The organism is Pseudomonas sp. PHC1 (assembly GCF_046487845.1).
In the GTDB taxonomy this organism is placed as follows: Bacteria; Pseudomonadota; Gammaproteobacteria; order Pseudomonadales; family Pseudomonadaceae; genus Aquipseudomonas; species Aquipseudomonas sputi.
Genome location: NZ_JBJXHJ010000017.1, coordinates 62,733 through 79,291, shown reverse-complemented (window position 1 = coordinate 79,291; position 16,559 = coordinate 62,733). Strand labels below are relative to the sequence as shown.

The window sequence follows — 16,559 nt, the reverse complement described above, 5'->3', positions numbered from 1 at the left end:
CAGCCGTATGGAAGCTCGTTATGCGTTGCCTGTTGTTCGCCTGTCTGTTGCTCGGTTCCCTGCCCGCCTTCGCCCTGGATCGCTTTCAGGTCGAAGGCTATGCGCTGCCCAACGGTCTGCAATTGCTGCTCAAGCCCGGCACCGAGCGGGGGCACGTGGCGATCCGGCTGGTGATCGGCGTCGGTCTCGACGATTTCGACTGCAATGAAAAGGAGTTGCCGCACCTGCTCGAGCACTTGCTGTTCAGCGGCATCGACGCCACCGGCGAAGGTGGTCTCGAGGAGCGCATGCAGGCCCTCGGCGGTGACTGGAACGCTTTCACCAGTAACGCCGACACCACGTTCGTCATCGAAGCCCCGGCGAAAAACCAGCGCAAGGTGCTCGACCTGCTGCTGGACCTGCTGACCCAGACCCGCTTCGACGATAACGCGATCAACGCCGCCAAACGGGTGGTCGAGCGCGAGGACGGCGGCCATTACACCCGTCTGCAACGCTTCCTCGACCGCCAGGATCTGGGCCACACCGCGAGCAATCAACTGGCGGTCGAACTGGGCCTCAAATGCCCGCAACGGGCCGAGGTTGACGGCCTGACCCGGGAACAGCTGGAGAAGGTGCGCGAGGCCTGGTACGCGCCGAACAACATGACCCTGATCGTCGTCGGTGACCTCGACAAACTGCTGCCGGCCTATCTGGAACGGGCGTGGGGCGCACTCGAAGCGGTTGAGCCGAGCGAGCACCGTCCGTTGCCGGACATCCGTGCCAGCGCCGCTCACGAACGCACAATCACCCGCGGCTTCATCGGCAACAGCGCCAAGCTGCACTGGCTGGTGCCGGAGCCGGTGCTGGACGACCAGTACGACCAAACCTTCGACCTGCTCAAGGAGTACCTGGAGTGGGCGCTGTACCGCCAATTGCGCCTGAACCACGGTTTGTCCTACGGGCCGTGGGCCGAGCGCGAGGTGTTCGGCGGTGTCGGTTTCATGAGCCTCAACGCCGACCTGGATCGCGGCGATATCGCCGAAGCCGAACAGGTACTGGAAGACCTCAAGGCCGACCTGCTGAAAAACGGCCTCGACGCCGACACCTTCAATCGCCTCAAACAGGCTGCCATTGCTCATCAGGCCTGGGCGGTACAAGGCAACAGCGCCATGGCCGACTATTACTGGAGTGCGCTGGGCGATTATGAGGATGGTCGTTTCGCCGATCCCGCCCGGGAGCTGCAAGGTGTGACGCTGGAAGCGGCGAACAAGGCGATGCGCGAGTTGCTGCTGCAACCGGGCTATCTGCGGATCGAGAAACCGCTGCTCAGCGACGATCAGGTGTTGTGGCTGTTGTCGGGCGGATTGGGTGTGCTGGTGCTGATTCTGCTCGGCTGGCGCCTGCATCGGCGCAAGTCCGTCGATCCAGACTGACCGGCAGCCTCGCCACAGGGCCCGGCGGGCGGTACTCTGTCGAGGTTTTTTTCCTATCCAGTCGTGAACCGCCCCCATGTCTAAATTGACCCTCCTGATCCAGCGCCTTCTCGAACTGATGAAGCGCTACCCCGGGGTCATTGCGTTCGGTGGTTTCATCTCCGGGGTCGGCAGCTTCATTCTGGTCGACCGGCAACAGGGGCTGGCGAGCTGGATCACCACGATCATGCTGCTGAGCTGGATCTGGCTGATGCTGGAAAACAGCCTGACCAGGCTGTTCACGCGGATCTTCAAACGGGAAATCCCCCAGCCGCTGCTGCGTTACGCGACGCAGATGATTCATCAGGAAAGCCTGTTTTTCGTCCTGCCGTTCTTCTTTATCACCACCACCTGGAACAGCGGCCAGCTGTTTTTCACCGGGCTGCTGTGCATCGCGGCACTGATCTCGATCGTCGACCCGCTCTACTACAAATGGCTGGCGCCACGGCGCTGGGCGTTCCTCGCGCTGCACACCCTGACCCTGTTCGCCGCCCTGCTCACGGCGCTGCCGGTGATCATGCACTTGACCACCTCGCAGAGCTTCAAGTGGGCGCTGGGGATTGCGGTGCTGCTGTCGTTCCCGAGCCTGGCGTCGATCTTCCCGATCCGCAGCGTGCGCAACGCGCTGGCAATCCTCAGCATCACCATCGGTATCGGCGGCGTGGGCTGGGTCCTGCGTTCGTGGGTGCCGCCGGCGACGTTGTGGATGACTGACGTGGCGATCAGCACCCAGGTGCTGGACCGGGTTCCGGGCGCCAGCCTCAAGGAAGTCAGCGCCGAGCAGATCCGTGGCGGCGGGCTCTACGCCTACACCGCGATCAACGCGCCGCGCGGGCTCGACGAGCGGATTTATCACGTCTGGCAGTTCAACGGCAAAGAGGTCGACCGCATCGCCCTCGACATTCACGGCGGGCGCAAGGAAGGCTACCGGGCCTGGACCCACAAGCAGAACTTCCCCGGCAACCCGGCGGGCAAGTGGCAGGTGCGGGTGTTGACCGAGGACGGTCAGGTGATCGGCGTGCTGCGCTTCGAGGTCACGGACAGCACACCGACCAAAGAAAAGTAACCGGGTTCGTGCTATTACGTAGGTTCGTCTCGATAGCCGAACAAGCACGGAGCTTATGACCAGCAGCCCAATGACCGGCAGTGCCCGCCTGGACACCTCGATCACCCCTGCCCGCCTGCGGGTCACCGGGGACTGGACGCTTGCCCATTACGCCGACCTCAAGCAACTGAGTGAAACGCTCCACGGCCAGTACGACGCCAACACCCCCATCGACCTCAACGGCCTTGGTGCCCTCGACACCGCCGGCGCGTCGCTGCTGGTGGAACTGCTCGGCTCGGAGCGGCTGGGCAAGTCTGCCGAACACCCAGACTGCACGATTTCCAATGCCGACCGCGCCTTGCTGCAAACCGTGTATCGCTCGCTGACCGATTTCTGTGTGCCGATCAAGGAACCGGAAATCAGCGTCAGTGTGCAACTGCTGACGCGCATCGGCCGGGCCGTGGACACAGTCTGGCAGGACACCCTGCAATTGCTCGGCTTCGTCGGCCTGATTCTCGAAACCATCGCCCGCAGCCTGTTCCGGCCCAAGCGCTGGCGGATCACGCCGATGATCGCCCACATCGAACAGACCGGCCTCGACGCCGCGCCCATCGTGGCGTTGCTGACCTTTCTGGTGGGGGCGGTGGTGGCGTTTCTCGGGGCGACGGTGCTGGCCAGTTTCGGCGCCAGCGTGTTCACCGTGGATCTGGTGGGCTTCGCCTTTCTGCGGGAATTCGGCGTACTGCTCACGGCGATTCTGATGGCTGGCCGTACCGCCAGTGCCTTCACCGCGCAGATCGGCTCGATGAAGGCCAACGAGGAAATCGACGCGATTCGCACCCTCGGCCTCGATCCCATGGAGTTGCTGGTGGTGCCGCGGGTGCTGGCGCTGCTGGTGGCGCTGCCGATGCTGACCTTCCTCGCGATGATCTGCGGGATCGTCGGCGGCGCGGTGGTCTGTGCGGTGTCGCTGGATATTTCGCCGGCGATGTTCCTGTCGCTGCTGCAAAGCGACATAGGGATTCAACATTTCCTGGTGGGCCTGGTCAAAGCGCCGATCTTTGCGTTCCTGATCGCCGCCATCGGCTGTCTGGAAGGCTTCAAGGTCAGTGGCAGCGCCGAATCGGTCGGCGCCCACACCACCTCCAGCGTGGTGCAATCGATTTTCGTGGTGATCGTGCTCGACGCGGTTGCTGCGCTGTTCTTCATGGAGATGGGCTGGTGAGTCGTCTACCCCGCGCGCCCTCCGAGGCGGTGATCGAAGTGCGTGGCCTGTGCAATCGCTTCGGCAGCCAGAACGTGCACGAGAACCTCGACCTCGATTTGTACAAAGGCGAGATCCTGGCCGTGGTCGGCGGCTCCGGCAGCGGCAAGTCGGTGTTGCTGCGCAGCATCGTCGGCCTGCGCCAGCCCAGTGAAGGCATGGTCAAGGTATTCGGCCAGAACCTGCCGAGCCTGCCGGAGCATGAGCGTTCGCTGATCGAGCGGCGCTTTGGCGTGCTGTTTCAGAAAGGCGCGCTGTTTTCATCGCTGACCGTCACCGAGAACGTCGCCCTGCCTCTCATCGAACACGCCGGGCTCAGCCGCGACGACGCCGAGCATCTGGCGGCGGTGAAGCTGGCACTGGCCGGGCTGCCGCTGTCGGCGGCGGACAAGTACCCGGCCTCACTGTCCGGCGGCATGATCAAGCGTGCGGCGCTGGCCCGGGCACTGGCGCTGGATCCGGACATCCTGTTTCTCGACGAGCCCACCGCCGGCCTCGATCCGATTGGCGCCGCGCAGTTCGACCAATTGATCCTGACCCTGCGCGATGCGCTGGGCCTGAGCGTGTTTCTGGTGACCCACGACCTCGACACGCTCTACACCATCACCGACCGCGTCGCGGTACTGGCGCAGAAGAAGGTGTTGGTGGCCGGTCCCATCGACGTGGTCTCGGAAACCGACGACGCGTGGATTCACGAATACTTCCACGGCCCTCGCGGCCGCTCGGCGCTGGACGCCGCCAAACAGCTCAACGAGGTCTGACATGGAAACCCGAGCCCATCATGTATTGATCGGCCTGTTCACGGTGATTGTGGTGGCAGGCGCCCTGCTCTTCGGTCTGTGGCTGGCCAAGTCCAGTGTCGACACCGAGTTCAAGGATTACGAAGTCGTCTTCAACGAGGCGGTCAGCGGTCTGTCCCGGGGCAGTCCGGTGCAGTACAGCGGGATCAAGGTCGGCGATGTGGTCAGTCTGCGCCTCGACCCGAAGGACCCGCGTCGGGTGCTGGCGCGCATTCGTCTGGCGGGGGACACGCCGGTCAAGGAAGACACGGAAGCCAAACTGGCCCTGGCCGGGATCACTGGCACCTCGATCATCCAGCTCAGTGGAGGCACGCCGCAAAGCCCGAAACTCAAGGGGCATGACGGCAACCTGCCGACCATCGTCGCCTCGCCCTCGCCCATCTCGCGGCTGCTCAGCGACAGCAACGATTTGATGAGCGGGGTCACGACGTTGCTCAATAATGCCAATCAGATGTTCTCTGCCGACAACATCGAGCGCGTGAGCAAGACCCTCGAGCATCTGGAGCAGACCACCGGTTCGATCAACGATCAGCGCGGCGATTTGCGTCAGGCCATGCAGCAACTGGCGACGGTCGGCAAACAGGCCGGCAACATGCTCGAACAGACGTCCGCGCTGATGCGCAATGCCAACGGCCTGCTCAACGATCAGGGCAAACAGGCGCTCGGCAGTGCTGAACAGGCGATGAAATCCCTGGAGCAAAGCAGCGTCACCATCAACGGCCTGCTCAGCAAGAATCAGAATTCCCTCGACAGCGGCCTGCAGGGTCTCAACGGTCTGGCCCCGGCGATCCGCGAACTGCGTGAAACCCTGAACTCGCTGCGCACCATTTCTCAACGCCTGGAGGCCAACCCCAGCGGTTACCTGCTGGGCAGTGACAAGAACAAGGAGTTCACGCCATGAAGCTGACTCACCTCGCCCTCCTCGCCGGCTTCACGCTGATCAGCGCGTGCTCGATCCTGCCCAAGTCCGAACCGTCGGATGTCTACCGCCTGCCGACGGCACAGGCGCCCGCCTCGACCGGTTCGGCGGCGGCTCAGCACTGGTCGCTGCGGCTGAACAAACTGCAGGCCAGCGAAGCGCTGAACCGACCGAGCATGGCTGTGATTCCTCAGGGTGATGTGATCAGTAGCTACAAGGCCTCGCGCTGGAGCGATCCGGCGCCGGTGCTGGTGCGTAACCGGTTGCTCGATGGTTTTCAGCGCGATGGCCGGGTATCGCTGTTGAGTACCGACGACAGCAACTTCCAGGCGGATCTGGAACTGGGCGGCAGCCTGCAGGCATTTCAGACCGAGTATCAGGGCACTCAGGCCAGCGTGGTGGTGCGTGTCGATGCGTTGCTGGTGCGCGGTTACGACCAGCGGATTCTCGCCAGTCGCCGTTTCGAAGAACGTCAGCCGCTGAACGACGTGCAGGTGCCGGCGGTGGTGGCCGGGTTTGGCCAGGCCAGTGATCGCCTCACCGCGAAAGTCGTGGCGTGGGCGGTGGAGCAAGGCCAGAAGCTCGCGCCGACCGCCCGGCCCTGAATATCAGCCGAAGAACCAGTAGCAGACGCCGATAGCGCCGAGCACGCCCGCGAGTTCGGCCAGCAGCGCGCAACCGACGGCGTGCCGGGCGCGCTGGATGCCCACCGCGCCGAAGTACACCGCCAGTACGTAGAAGGTGGTTTCGGTGCTGCCTTGAACCGTCGCCGCCACCAGCGCCGGGAAGCTGTCCACGCCCGAGGTCTTCATCGTTTCGATCAGCATCGCCCGGGCGGCGCTGCCGGAGAACGGTTTGACCATGGCGGTCGGCAGTGCATCAACGAAGCGCGTGTCCCACCCTGCCCACTCCACCAGATGGCGAATGCCGTCGAGGCCGAAGTCCAGCGCACCTGACGCGCGCAATACGCCGATCGCGCAAAGCATCGCCACCAGATACGGCAGCAGGTTTCTGGCAACGTCGAAACCTTCCTTCGCGCCTTCGACGAACGCCTCGTAGACCTTCACCTTGCGCAACGCGCCGATCACCAGGAACAACATGATCAGGCCGAACAGCGTCAGGTTGCCGAGGATCGATGACAGCCCCGCCAGCGCCGTGGCCGACATCGTCGCGAGCAGCGCCATGAAGCCGCCGAGGATCAGCGCACCGGGAATCAGATAAGCCAGCACCACCGGGTCCCACACCCGCAGGCGCTGCATGAACGCCACCGACAGGAAGCCGACGATGGTCGAGCAACTGGTGGCCAGCAGGATCGGCAGGAACACCAGCGTCGGGTCCGCTGCGCCTTGCTGGGCGCGGTACATGAAGATCGTCACCGGCAACAGCGTCAGGGACGAAGCGTTGAGCACGAGGAACAGGATCTGCGCGTTGCTGGCGATGGTCGAGCTGGGATTGAGCTCCTGCAGCGCCTTCATGGCTTTGAGGCCGATCGGCGTAGCGGCGTTGTCCAGGCCCAGGCCGTTGGCCGCGAAGTTCAGGGTGATCAGGCCCAGCGCTGGATGCCCGGCCGGCACCTCCGGCATCAGCCGCAGGAACAGTGGCCCGAGCACTTTGGCCAGCCATTCAACGATTCCGGCCTTCTCTGCAATACGCAGAAAACCCAGCCACAGGGTCAGCGTGCCGAACAGCAGCACCATGACTTCGACCGACAGCTTGGCCATGGCAAAAATGCTTTCCACCACCGCCGCGAAGATCCCGGCGTTGCCGCCGATCAGCCACTGCCCCAGTGCCGAAACGGCTGCCACGATGAAGAAGCCAAGCCACAGGCCATTAAGCATCAGTCAAATCCCCCGGAAGATGCGGCGAATGATAGCGGGGTCGCCAGAAACGACAAACCCCGGATTTCTCCGGGGTTTGTCAGGGTACCTGGCGGGCGGGGATCAGTTTTTCGAAACTTCACCGGCCGGCAGTTTTTCCTTGCTGCGCCAGTGCGGCAGCGAGTTCCAGTAGCGCTGGCCCTTGGCGTCGTCGTACATGCCTTCCCAACGGGCGATGACCAGCACGGCGAGGGCATTGCCGATCACATTCAGGGCGGTCCGCGCCATGTCCATCACGCGGTCGACACCGGCGATGAACGCCAGGCCTTCCAGCGGAATACCCACGCTGCCCAGGGTGGCCAGCAGTACCACGAAGGACACGCCCGGTACGCCGGCGATACCTTTGGAGGTCACCATCAGGGTCAGGACCAGCAGCAGTTGCTGGCTGATCGACAGGTCGATCCCGTACAGCTGGGCAATGAAGATCGCCGCGATGGACTGGTACAGGGTCGAGCCGTCGAGGTTGAACGAGTAGCCGGTCGGCACCACGAAGCTGCAGATGGCTTTCGGTGCGCCGTAGGCTTCCATCTTCTCGATCACGCGTGGCAGCACGGTTTCCGAGGAGGCGGTGGAGTAAGCCAGGACCAGCTCATCCTTGAAGATGCGCATCAGCTTGATCACCGAGAAGCCGAACATCTTGGCGATCAGGCCCAACACCACAAAGGCGAAGAAGGCGATGGCGACGTAAACCAGGATCACCAGTTTGGCCAGTGGCAGCAGCGAGGCGAAACCGAAGTTGGCCACGGTCACCGCGATCAGGGCGAATACGCCGATCGGGGCGTAGTTCATGATCATGTGGGTGACCTTGAACATGCTTTCCGAGACACCCTGGAACATCTTCACCAGCGGCTCGCGCAGGTCTGACTGCAGGCTCGACAGACCGAGACCGAACAGCACGGAGAAGAAGATGATCGGCAGCATTTCGCCGCGGGCCATGGCCGCGAAGATGTTCGACGGGATCAGGTTGAGGATGGTCTCGATGAACGCGTGTTCATGCTGCACTTCCGCGGCGGTCGCCTGGTACTTGGAGATATCCACAGTACCCAGGGTGCTCATGTCGATGCCGGCACCCGGATGGAACAGGTTGGCCAGCAGCAGGCCGACGACAATGGCGATAGTGGTGACGATTTCGAAGTAGATGATGGTCTTCAGGCCGATGCGCCCGAGCTTCTTGGCGTCGCCCACGCCGGCGATGCCGACGATCAGGGAAGAGATGACGATCGGGATCACGATCATCTTGATCAGACGGATAAAGATATCGCCTGCCGGTTGCAGGACGTTGCTGATCCACCAGGCCTTCTCGGCACTGAAATGGTTGAGCAACGCACCGATTGCAATCCCCAATACCAGACCGATGAGGATCTGCCAGGCGAGGCTAAGCTTTGCCTTCTTCATTATCTTTACCCTTACTTGCGTTTGACTCAGGCACATGCAGGAACTGGAACGCTCATCAGCGGAAAAGTCTGTGCATCTGCCTCCGTATAAGGTGCCCCGAAGTGCGTGTTTACGGCTCTCTGGCGGGCGAAAAAAGGCGCAACTATTCCGACGCAAGGTTGCGCCGTCTAATGCCGTAAGCGCCTACCCTATGCCGAATCGGCATGAGTTTTTTCAAATGAAACTGGCGTCCCAACCGGTTCGAATACGACATTTCTGCAGGCATAAGTGCCGTGAACCGGCCATTACAGCGTAGGTTGGTTGTTTTTTGAACGAGTGATTTCGACGAAAAATTTAGGAAAAAGCCTACGTTCGGAAGCTAAATGTCCGACTTACTCGATCGACTCTTTCTCGATATACGGTCGCCAGGAAACACCGCGAAATGCTTTCGCACGCAGTGTGAGGGGAAAAAAAGACGAGCAGAACGCTCTGGATCAACGTTTTGTTACGCAGAAAGCTCAGCGCAAGTCCGTCGAACCGCTACGGTTGGCGAACTTGCGTCGCAGCTTTTACCCTGACCCGGCCCTCATCGCAGGCACTCCCTGTACCCGTAGGTCACTCCGACCCTGCAACAGTCAGAACATCCCGGCCCCCTGGTCATGCACCGGCCTTCCTCGGGCGGGTGCAATGGAGGACAGCCTTTCAGCTGTCCTCTTGTTCAATACCAGTTCGGATCTTTCTTGAGCGTTTCCATCAACAGATCCTGCATGCCCTGATCAGGCTTGCCGAGGAAGCGGTAGGTGGCATGTCGCGTTGGCGACTTGTCGGCCGGCAGTCCTTCGGGCACATCCACAAGCATGGCGTAAGCATCTCTCTTGTCGAAACTGAACGCGACGATCAAGCGGTGATTCAGGCACTTGTCGGCGGATTCGCAGAGCGGGCCGACCAGATACTTGTCGCCATCTTCAGTCACGGCATTCATCTGCTGATCAGGCGTGCCGGACAGGTTCATCACCCATTCCGGCAGGCGTTCTTCCTTTTTCACCACGCCTTCCCAGGTTTCCCTGTATTGCGGGTCGGAACTCAACAGTTCGTTGACCCGCGCCTGGCCGTCATTGGCCGCCATCGCCATGGCATTGCCGCCCAGAAGCAGGGCGGCTGCCAGTGTCTTTAAACCCTTCATGTTCAACCTCGACCGCGACGGCCAAAGAAGAAGGAAGCGATGAACATCACCAGGAACACCACAAAGAGAATCTTGGCGATACCCGTGGCGGTGCCCGCGATACCACCGAAGCCCAGTACTGCAGCGATGATGGCAATGATCAGGAATGTAATTGCCCAGCTCAACATGGTGATTCTCCTTGCTTCTATTTAGGGGTGTTGCCGGTCTCGGCGCGGGTGCGCCCAGATTCGTTGATCAGAAAACCCAGCGCTCTTCACGGGGCATGTCACCCAGTGGTTGTGGCTGGTCGACGTCCATCATGCGCATTGCGCCGTTGTCGGCCTGGCTGCTGCTGACAGCGCTGAAGTGCGTCTGCGTCGCGTGTTGCATGGAAATCAGGGGCTCAGGTTGCTGACGGTGTTCCCAGCGCAGGTACTGCTGGCAGGCGATCAGAGTGATCAGCAGCGCAAGTGCGCCAAACAGGGCCTGCTGCAGGTGCAGTGGCGAGATACGCATTTGGGCGGCACGTGGGCGAGTCATCCTGGGTTCCTCACTCTTGTTCGGTTGGGGCAGTGCATTTCTGCCCGGGCTGAGAGAGGTATTGCAGCCCGCATGCCAGCTTTTTTGTTTGAAAAAATCTAATAAAATCAGATAGTTATAGATGATGAGAAAAATCCTGACGACGCATCCTGCACGATGACCCTCGCGGGGTCGTGCGTAATGCACGATTATTTCGTAGGAGAAATCATTCTTTTTGAATTGAGGGCGGGGTGCGGATGTCAGAAAAGCAGGCAGGAAACCGCCTTGAAACTGTGCCGTGTTTAAAAAATCAACAAAATCAGCGAATTAACCGTGATTGCAGGAGAGAGCTACCCTGCTATGACTGGAATCGATCAGAATCGACCATGCAACTTGCCCGATTTTTCCGGGACTAACCCAAGACATTCACTTATGGAGCGTAGGAAAAATGGAATCAGCCACTGAGCACCAAGGCCGCATTCTGCTGGTGGACGATGAGTCCGCCATCCTGCGAACCTTCCGTTATTGCCTCGAAGACGAAGGTTATTCCGTCGCCACCGCCAACAGCGCGGCCCAGGCTGACGCGCTGTTGCAACGTCAGGTGTTCGATCTGTGCTTTCTGGATTTGCGTCTGGGCGAAGACAACGGTCTTGATGTACTGGCGCAGATGCGCATCCAGGCGCCGTGGATGCGGGTGGTGATCGTCACCGCCCATTCGGCCGTCGACACCGCGGTGGATGCGATTCAGGCCGGTGCCGCCGATTATCTGGTCAAACCGTGCAGCCCGGATCAATTGCGCCTGGCGACTGCCAAACAACTGGAAGTGCGCCAGCTGTCGGCGCGTCTGGAAGCCCTTGAAGGCGAGATCCGCAAACCCAGGGACGGCCTCGATTCCCACAGTCCGGCGATGAAAGTCGTACTGGAAACGGCGCGGCAAGTGGCGGGCACCGACGCCAACATCCTGATCCTCGGCGAATCCGGCACCGGTAAAGGTGAACTGGCCCGAGCCATTCACGGCTGGAGCAAGCGCGAGAAGAAATCCTGCGTCACCATCAATTGCCCGTCGCTGACCGCCGAACTGATGGAAAGCGAGCTATTCGGTCACAGCCGCGGCGCGTTCACCGGGGCCAGTGAAAGCACGCTGGGCCGGGTCAATCAGGCCGATGGCGGTACGTTGTTTCTCGACGAAATCGGCGATTTTCCCCTGACGTTGCAACCCAAGTTGCTGCGTTTCATTCAGGACAAGGAATATGAGCGGGTAGGGGATCCGGTCACTCGCCGCGCCGATGTGCGTATTCTGGCGGCCACCAACCTCAACCTGGAGGACATGGTGCGCGACGGACGTTTTCGCGAAGATCTGCTTTATCGCCTGAACGTCATCACTCTGCATCTGCCGCCGCTGCGTGAACGTGCCGAGGACATCCTGACCCTGGCCGACCGTTTCCTCGCCCGCTTCGTGAAGGAATACGCGCGCCCGGCGCGGGGCTTCAGTGACGAGGCTCGCGAAGCGTTGCTGGGTTATCGCTGGCCCGGCAACATTCGTGAGCTGCGCAACGTGGTCGAGCGGGCCAGCATCATTTGCCCGCAGGAGCGTGTGGAAATCAGCCACCTCGGCATGGCCGAACAACCGGCGAACAATGCGCCACGGGTCGGCGCCGCGCTGAGCCTCGACGAGCTGGAAAAGGCTCACATCGGCGCCGTACTGGCGACCGCCGGGACCCTCGATCAGGCCGCCAAGACCCTGGGGATCGACGCCTCGACCCTGTATCGCAAGCGCAAGCAGTACAACCTGTGAGCATCCGCCGATGAAACTGGCGATGAAGTTGCGGACCCGCTTGTTCCTGAGCATTTCCGCATTGATCACCGTGGCCTTGCTCGGGTTGATGCTCGGTCTGGTCAGCGTGATGCAAATGGCAAGCACTCAGGAGGCGCTGGTCCGCAACAACTTCGTCACCCTCGATCTCGGCCTCAAGCTGCGCAAGACCCTCGGCGATCAGCTGATCATGATGCTCGCCGAAAAGCCCGATCCCATTGCGTTCGAAGCGTCCAAACAGCATTACTTCCAACTGCTCGACGAGGGCATCGCCCAGGAGCAGAAGCGCGACGACCGCCAGTATGGGTTCAGTCAGGCCAAAGCCGATTACCTGAGCTTTCTCGAGGCGTTTGACATCAGCCGAGACCCGGCCGGCGCGCTGAGTGGCGCTGGTGACCTGCGCGAGCGCTTCAACACCCTGCGCAACGGATTGATCACCGAACACAAACACTCGCTGAACAACATCAATGCGGTCCAGCATGCCGCCCGCGACCGTGCGTTGCTGATCGCCGGTCTGCTCGGGCTGGTGGGGCTGGCGGTGCTAATCATCGGTTTCATCACCGCCCAAGGCATTGCCCGGCGTTTTGGTGCGCCGATCGAAGCGCTGGCCAAGGCGGCGGACAATATCGGCCAGGGCAATTTCGAAGTGACCCTGCCGGTGTCCTCGGCGATGGAGATCAACCTGTTGACGCGCCGCTTCGGGTTGATGGCCGAAGCCCTGCGCCAACATCAGGCGACCAACATCGACGAATTGCTCGCCGGCCAGCAGCGCCTGCAAGCGGTACTCGACAGCATCGATGACGGCTTGTTGATGATCGACCGTCAGGGGCGTCTGGAGCATTTGAACCCCGTGGCCCAGCGACAACTGGGCTGGGACAGCGACCGCTTCGGCGAAGGCCTGGGCACGGCGCTGCAGCGTCCGGAGCTGGATGCACAGCTGCAACTGGTATTGCGCGGCGGCACCCTTGAACGGGCGCCGGAAGACCTGAGCATCGAGGTCGATGGCGAATCGCGTCTGCTGACGTACAGCCTGACGCCGGTCAGCCATACCCAGGGGCATATCCTCGGCGCCGTGATGGTCTTGCACGACGTCACCGAGCAGCGCGCCTTTGAGCGGGTGCGCAGCGAGTTCGTGTTGCGTGCATCCCACGAATTGCGCACGCCGGTCACGGGCATGCACATGGCGTTCGGGCTGTTTCGCGAGCGGGCGAAGTTTCCACAGGAGTCTCGCGAGTCGGACCTGCTCGACACGGTCAACGAAGAGATGCAGCGCCTGATGCAATTGATCAACGACCTGCTTAACTTCTCGCGCTATCAGAGCGGTTTGCAGAAGCTCACGCTGGCGCCGTGCTCCATCGAGGATCTGCTGGAACAGGCGCGTTTGCGTTTCGCCGAGTCGGCGGCGCAGAAGGGTGTTGCCCTGAATGTCGAAACGCAGGGCCCTTTGCCGCGGTTACAGGTGGATCAGGCGCAGCTCGATCGTGTCCTGGACAATTTGATCGATAACGCTCTGCGCCATACGGCGCGCGACGGGCTGATTCGCTTGCAGGCCCGTCGTCATGGCGAGCGAGTGATCATCAGCGTCGAGGACAATGGCGAAGGGATTGCCTACGGTCAGCAAGGGCGGATTTTCGAACCCTTCGTCCAGGTCGGCCGTAAAAAGGGTGGCGCCGGGTTGGGTCTGGCGCTGTGCAAGGAAATCGTCCAGCTGCACGGCGGGCGCATGGGTGTTTATTCGCGGCCGGGGCAGGGCACGCAGTTCTACATGGCGCTGGCGGTCTAGGCTTCGTCGTCCAGCCGGCGCCCGGCGAGGCGCCGTCCGCGGGTGATCAGCTCGATGAACTGGACAGCGCTCAAGGCGTGGGCGAACAGCCAGCCCTGACCGAATTTCACCCCTTCGCTGCTCAGCAGTTCGGCCTGGGACTCATATTCGATGCCTTCGGCGATCACTTTCAGATCCAGCGCCTGGGCCATGTGAATGATGTGCGGCGCGACACCGCTGCTGGCGGCGTCATGGCCGAGGGCGTCGATAAAAGACTTGTCGATCTTCAGGCAGTCCACCGGCAAGGTTTGCAGGTATGCCAGGCTGCAATAGCCGGTGCCGAAATCGTCGATCAGCACCTGATGCCCGACATCCCGCAGCGCCTGCAGGTTTTCCCGGGCCACCACCACATCGATCAGACCGCGTTCGGTCACCTCGAAAGCAATCTGCCGCGCGGCAACCCGGTGCAAGGTCAGCAGCCGCGCCATGACCTGGCCGATGCGCGGCACCATCACGTCGCAGGCGGCCAGGTTCACCGAGATGTACAGCTGCGGATTGGCCCGCAGCAACTGGCCCAACTGCTCGAGCAGACGTTGCAGGACGAAGTCGGTCATCTGGCGAATCTGCCCGGTGTTCTCGGCCATCGGGATGAACAGGTCGGGGCTGGTCAGCGTGCCGTCCGGTCGTCGCCAGCGCAGCAGAGCCTCGGCGCCGACACAATTGCGGCTGTCGAGATCGAAGATCGGTTGATAAAGCACCTGTAACTCGCCCCGGCGAATCGCGCCGTGCAACTCGGCGTCCAGCGACTGGCGCTGGCGTACGATCCAGAACACCAGAACGCCCACCAGCGCACCGAGCACCAGACAGAACGGCACCATCCACCACCAGAGCTGCGGAATGTGCATGCCCGTGCGCGGGCTGATCAGCACCAGTTGGTATTCCGGACTGTCAGTGGGCATGCGGTAGATCAGGTGCGACTGGGTAACTTGCAGCGCACTCGGGGTTTTCGGTGGCCAGGGCTCGGTGGGCGGCCAGGCTTGCGGAACGCCGAGCACCGGAATCGCCCGAGTCCCGCGATCCAGCACTACCAGAAGACTGCTGCCGGGCGACAGGTCGACCATGTCGGTCAGATGCCCGCGTGAGGTGGCCACGCGAAAGTTGCCGCGCCCGAGCATCAGTGCCGCGCGGTTTTCATCGGGTTCGGTGGTGGTGTTCAGCCAGTAGCTGTAGGTCGGACCTTTGATGTCCGGCGGACGGATCACCGACAGGCCATCCTGGCGCGGACGGTTGGAGCAGATCCGCGTGGCGTCCATATAGGCGGCTTCATAGACGAAGCGATAGTTGAACGTCACTTGCTGCAACGTGGCGATCATTTCGTCGTCGCAGCTGCGCAGGGGCTGGGCTTCGAGGTCATCGAGGCTTTCGCGCAACTGGCCGAACAGTTGCTCCAGACGCGCCAGGAACCGCTCGCCCTGAGCGTTCATTTCCTGGCTTTCGCTTTGCTCGACCTGGCGCATGGCCACGAACAGCCCGCCGGTGATCAGCAGGCTCGCACTGAGGACAGCCGCGATCATCGCCAGAAACCAGGGGCGATAAAACCAGCTACGCAGCGTCTCTCGGGTAGCAACCATCATGGATATCCGAAGAATTACCAATGAGTTATAGCTGCTGATTGCGTTTTCGCCCTGACCGTCGGGCGGGCGTCATTATTTTGTCTGATTCAGTACCAGCAGCAACGCTGCCGTTTGCGCATCCGGCGTGCCGTCAAAACGCGCAGGGCGGTAGTGCATCTGGAAGGCCGCGAGCACATGACGGGTCGCCACATCCAGTTCGCCGGTCTGTGGCGTCGAGTAGCCCAGGCGCGCCAGTTGGCTCTGGAACCAAGTGATGCTTGGCAGCTCGACGTCGAACTGCGCCTGCTGGCGTGCCACGGCTTGCTCGTCGGGCCAGAGCCCCAGTCCTTCGGCCGCCAGGCGCTTCCAGGGGAACAACGGCCCCGGGTCGAGTTTGCGCAACGGGGCGATGTCACTGTGGCCGATGATGTGGCGCGGGCTGATGCCCTGGCGTTTGCTGATGTCCTTGAGCAGGACGATCAGCGATTGCACCTGGGCTTCGCTGTAGGGATACCAGAGGCGACCGGTCGGCGTGTCTTTGAAGCCCGGATTGACGATTTCGATGCCGATCGAGCTGGAGTTGAGCCAGGTGCGGCCTTGCCATTCGCTTTCGCCGGCATGCCAGGCACGCAGGTTTTCGTCCATCAGCTTGTAGATGGTGGCGTTCTTGTCGTCGCCGATCAGGTAATGGCTGCTGACTTCGCCGTGGGTCAGCAATTGCAGTGAGCGTTCCAGCGAGGCGGAGGTGTAGTGCACGATCACAAACTGCACGCGACTGTCGTGATTGACCGAAGGATGGCTGGTGTCAAAACGCGGACCGTTGGCACAACCGGCCAAGAGGATCAGCGACGCGAGGAGGGTAAAAAATTTCATAGCAGAGGGCAGTACACGCAAGACGATAATGCAACAGTGTAACGTATCGCCTTGCGCTTCGATGCTCAAAGGACTGATTTAAACAAT

Annotated in this window: 15 protein-coding genes; 8 read left to right on the top strand and 7 right to left on the bottom strand. The window is 61.6% G+C overall.

What is annotated here, in order from left to right; all coding sequences use genetic code 11:
• The first annotated feature begins 20 nt into the window (after nt 1–20).
• From ACKJSM_RS20215 to ACKJSM_RS20190, 6 genes are all read left to right on the top strand, one after another.
• Nucleotides 21–1,412: a M16 family metallopeptidase gene (locus ACKJSM_RS20215; protein ID WP_410238634.1), complete on the top strand. Its 1,392-nt coding sequence runs from the start codon at nt 21–23 to the stop codon at nt 1,410–1,412.
• A 76-nt stretch (nt 1,413–1,488) separates the two neighbouring features.
• Entirely contained in the window at nt 1,489–2,517 is a 1,029-nt protein-coding gene (locus ACKJSM_RS20210; protein WP_236179995.1) for a DUF5924 family protein, read from the top strand.
• A gap of 55 nt (nt 2,518–2,572) precedes the next feature.
• Nucleotides 2,573–3,721 (top strand): ABC transporter permease, encoded by a 1,149-nt coding sequence (locus ACKJSM_RS20205; protein ID WP_179693144.1) that lies wholly within the window; start codon nt 2,573–2,575, stop codon nt 3,719–3,721.
• Nucleotides 3,718–4,521 carry an ABC transporter ATP-binding protein gene (locus ACKJSM_RS20200; protein WP_410238633.1) on the top strand — a complete coding sequence of 268 codons (804 nt, stop codon included), beginning with the start codon at nt 3,718–3,720 and terminating at the stop codon, nt 4,519–4,521. The genes ACKJSM_RS20205 and ACKJSM_RS20200 overlap by 4 nt, the downstream gene beginning before the upstream one ends.
• 1 nt (nt 4,522) lies before the next feature.
• The gene (locus tag ACKJSM_RS20195) at nt 4,523–5,461 is read left to right on the top strand and encodes an MlaD family protein (protein ID WP_236179998.1); all 939 of its coding nucleotides are present in this window, start codon (nt 4,523–4,525) and stop codon (nt 5,459–5,461) included.
• Nucleotides 5,458–6,084, top strand: coding sequence for an ABC-type transport auxiliary lipoprotein family protein (locus ACKJSM_RS20190; protein WP_410238632.1), 627 nt, complete (start codon nt 5,458–5,460; stop codon nt 6,082–6,084). The genes ACKJSM_RS20195 and ACKJSM_RS20190 overlap by 4 nt, the downstream gene beginning before the upstream one ends.
• Nucleotides 6,085–6,087: 3 nt before the next feature.
• Here the strand turns inward: ACKJSM_RS20190 and ACKJSM_RS20185 are convergent, their stop codons facing one another.
• The 5 genes from ACKJSM_RS20185 to ACKJSM_RS20165 all read right to left on the bottom strand — a co-directional run bounded on the left by ACKJSM_RS20185 (nt 6,088) and on the right by ACKJSM_RS20165 (nt 10,432).
• A complete protein-coding gene (locus ACKJSM_RS20185) occupies nt 6,088–7,317 on the bottom strand; it encodes a nucleoside recognition domain-containing protein (RefSeq protein ID WP_236180002.1) in 1,230 nt (409 codons plus the stop codon).
• 102 nt (nt 7,318–7,419) lie between these two features.
• Nucleotides 7,420–8,751, bottom strand: coding sequence for a glutamate/aspartate:proton symporter GltP (gene gltP, locus ACKJSM_RS20180; protein ID WP_236180004.1), 1,332 nt, complete (start codon nt 8,749–8,751; stop codon nt 7,420–7,422).
• Between the two features lie 697 nt (nt 8,752–9,448).
• Nucleotides 9,449–9,913 carry an inhibitor of vertebrate lysozyme family protein gene (locus tag ACKJSM_RS20175; protein ID WP_410238631.1) on the bottom strand — a complete coding sequence of 155 codons (465 nt, stop codon included), beginning with the start codon at nt 9,911–9,913 and terminating at the stop codon, nt 9,449–9,451.
• A gap of 2 nt (nt 9,914–9,915) precedes the next feature.
• The gene (locus ACKJSM_RS20170; protein ID WP_003177151.1) at nt 9,916–10,080 is read right to left on the bottom strand and encodes a DUF1328 domain-containing protein; all 165 of its coding nucleotides are present in this window, start codon (nt 10,078–10,080) and stop codon (nt 9,916–9,918) included.
• Between the two features lie 67 nt (nt 10,081–10,147).
• A complete protein-coding gene (locus ACKJSM_RS20165) occupies nt 10,148–10,432 on the bottom strand; it encodes a hypothetical protein (RefSeq protein ID WP_236180007.1) in 285 nt (94 codons plus the stop codon).
• A 427-nt stretch (nt 10,433–10,859) separates the two neighbouring features.
• Between ACKJSM_RS20165 and algB the strand changes: the two genes are divergently transcribed.
• A complete protein-coding gene (gene algB / locus ACKJSM_RS20160; RefSeq protein WP_236180009.1) occupies nt 10,860–12,206 on the top strand; it encodes a sigma-54-dependent response regulator transcription factor AlgB in 1,347 nt (448 codons plus the stop codon).
• Between the two features lie 10 nt (nt 12,207–12,216).
• A complete protein-coding gene (locus ACKJSM_RS20155) occupies nt 12,217–14,007 on the top strand; it encodes an ATP-binding protein (RefSeq protein ID WP_410238630.1) in 1,791 nt (596 codons plus the stop codon).
• Here the strand turns inward: ACKJSM_RS20155 and ACKJSM_RS20150 are convergent.
• A complete protein-coding gene (locus ACKJSM_RS20150; RefSeq protein WP_410238629.1) occupies nt 14,004–15,620 on the bottom strand; it encodes an EAL domain-containing protein in 1,617 nt (538 codons plus the stop codon). The two genes, ACKJSM_RS20155 and ACKJSM_RS20150, sit on opposite strands and share 4 nt — an antisense overlap.
• Before the next feature lie 72 nt (nt 15,621–15,692).
• Entirely contained in the window at nt 15,693–16,472 is a 780-nt protein-coding gene (locus ACKJSM_RS20145) for an N-acetylmuramoyl-L-alanine amidase (protein WP_236180015.1), read from the bottom strand.
• Nucleotides 16,473–16,559 lie beyond the last annotated feature (87 nt).

Bases quoted from the DNA above. Each gene is read 5' to 3' on its own strand.
- ACKJSM_RS20215 (WP_410238634.1), top strand. From the start codon at position 21: ATGCGTTGCCTGTTGTTCGCCTGTCTGTTGCTCGGTTCCCTGCCCGCC.
- ACKJSM_RS20210 (WP_236179995.1), top strand. From the start codon at position 1,489: ATGTCTAAATTGACCCTCCTGATCCAGCGCCTTCTCGAACTGATGAAG.
- ACKJSM_RS20205 (WP_179693144.1), top strand. From the start codon at position 2,573: ATGACCAGCAGCCCAATGACCGGCAGTGCCCGCCTGGACACCTCGATC.
- ACKJSM_RS20195 (WP_236179998.1), top strand. From the start codon at position 4,523: ATGGAAACCCGAGCCCATCATGTATTGATCGGCCTGTTCACGGTGATT.
- ACKJSM_RS20190 (WP_410238632.1), top strand. From the start codon at position 5,458: ATGAAGCTGACTCACCTCGCCCTCCTCGCCGGCTTCACGCTGATCAGC.
- ACKJSM_RS20185 (WP_236180002.1), bottom strand. From the start codon at position 7,317: ATGCTTAATGGCCTGTGGCTTGGCTTCTTCATCGTGGCAGCCGTTTCG.
- gltP (WP_236180004.1), bottom strand. From the start codon at position 8,751: ATGAAGAAGGCAAAGCTTAGCCTCGCCTGGCAGATCCTCATCGGTCTG.
- ACKJSM_RS20175 (WP_410238631.1), bottom strand. From the start codon at position 9,913: ATGAAGGGTTTAAAGACACTGGCAGCCGCCCTGCTTCTGGGCGGCAAT.
- ACKJSM_RS20170 (WP_003177151.1), bottom strand. From the start codon at position 10,080: ATGTTGAGCTGGGCAATTACATTCCTGATCATTGCCATCATCGCTGCA.
- ACKJSM_RS20165 (WP_236180007.1), bottom strand. From the start codon at position 10,432: ATGACTCGCCCACGTGCCGCCCAAATGCGTATCTCGCCACTGCACCTG.
- algB (WP_236180009.1), top strand. From the start codon at position 10,860: ATGGAATCAGCCACTGAGCACCAAGGCCGCATTCTGCTGGTGGACGAT.
- ACKJSM_RS20155 (WP_410238630.1), top strand. From the start codon at position 12,217: ATGAAACTGGCGATGAAGTTGCGGACCCGCTTGTTCCTGAGCATTTCC.
- ACKJSM_RS20150 (WP_410238629.1), bottom strand. From the start codon at position 15,620: ATGATGGTTGCTACCCGAGAGACGCTGCGTAGCTGGTTTTATCGCCCC.
- ACKJSM_RS20145 (WP_236180015.1), bottom strand. From the start codon at position 16,472: ATGAAATTTTTTACCCTCCTCGCGTCGCTGATCCTCTTGGCCGGTTGT.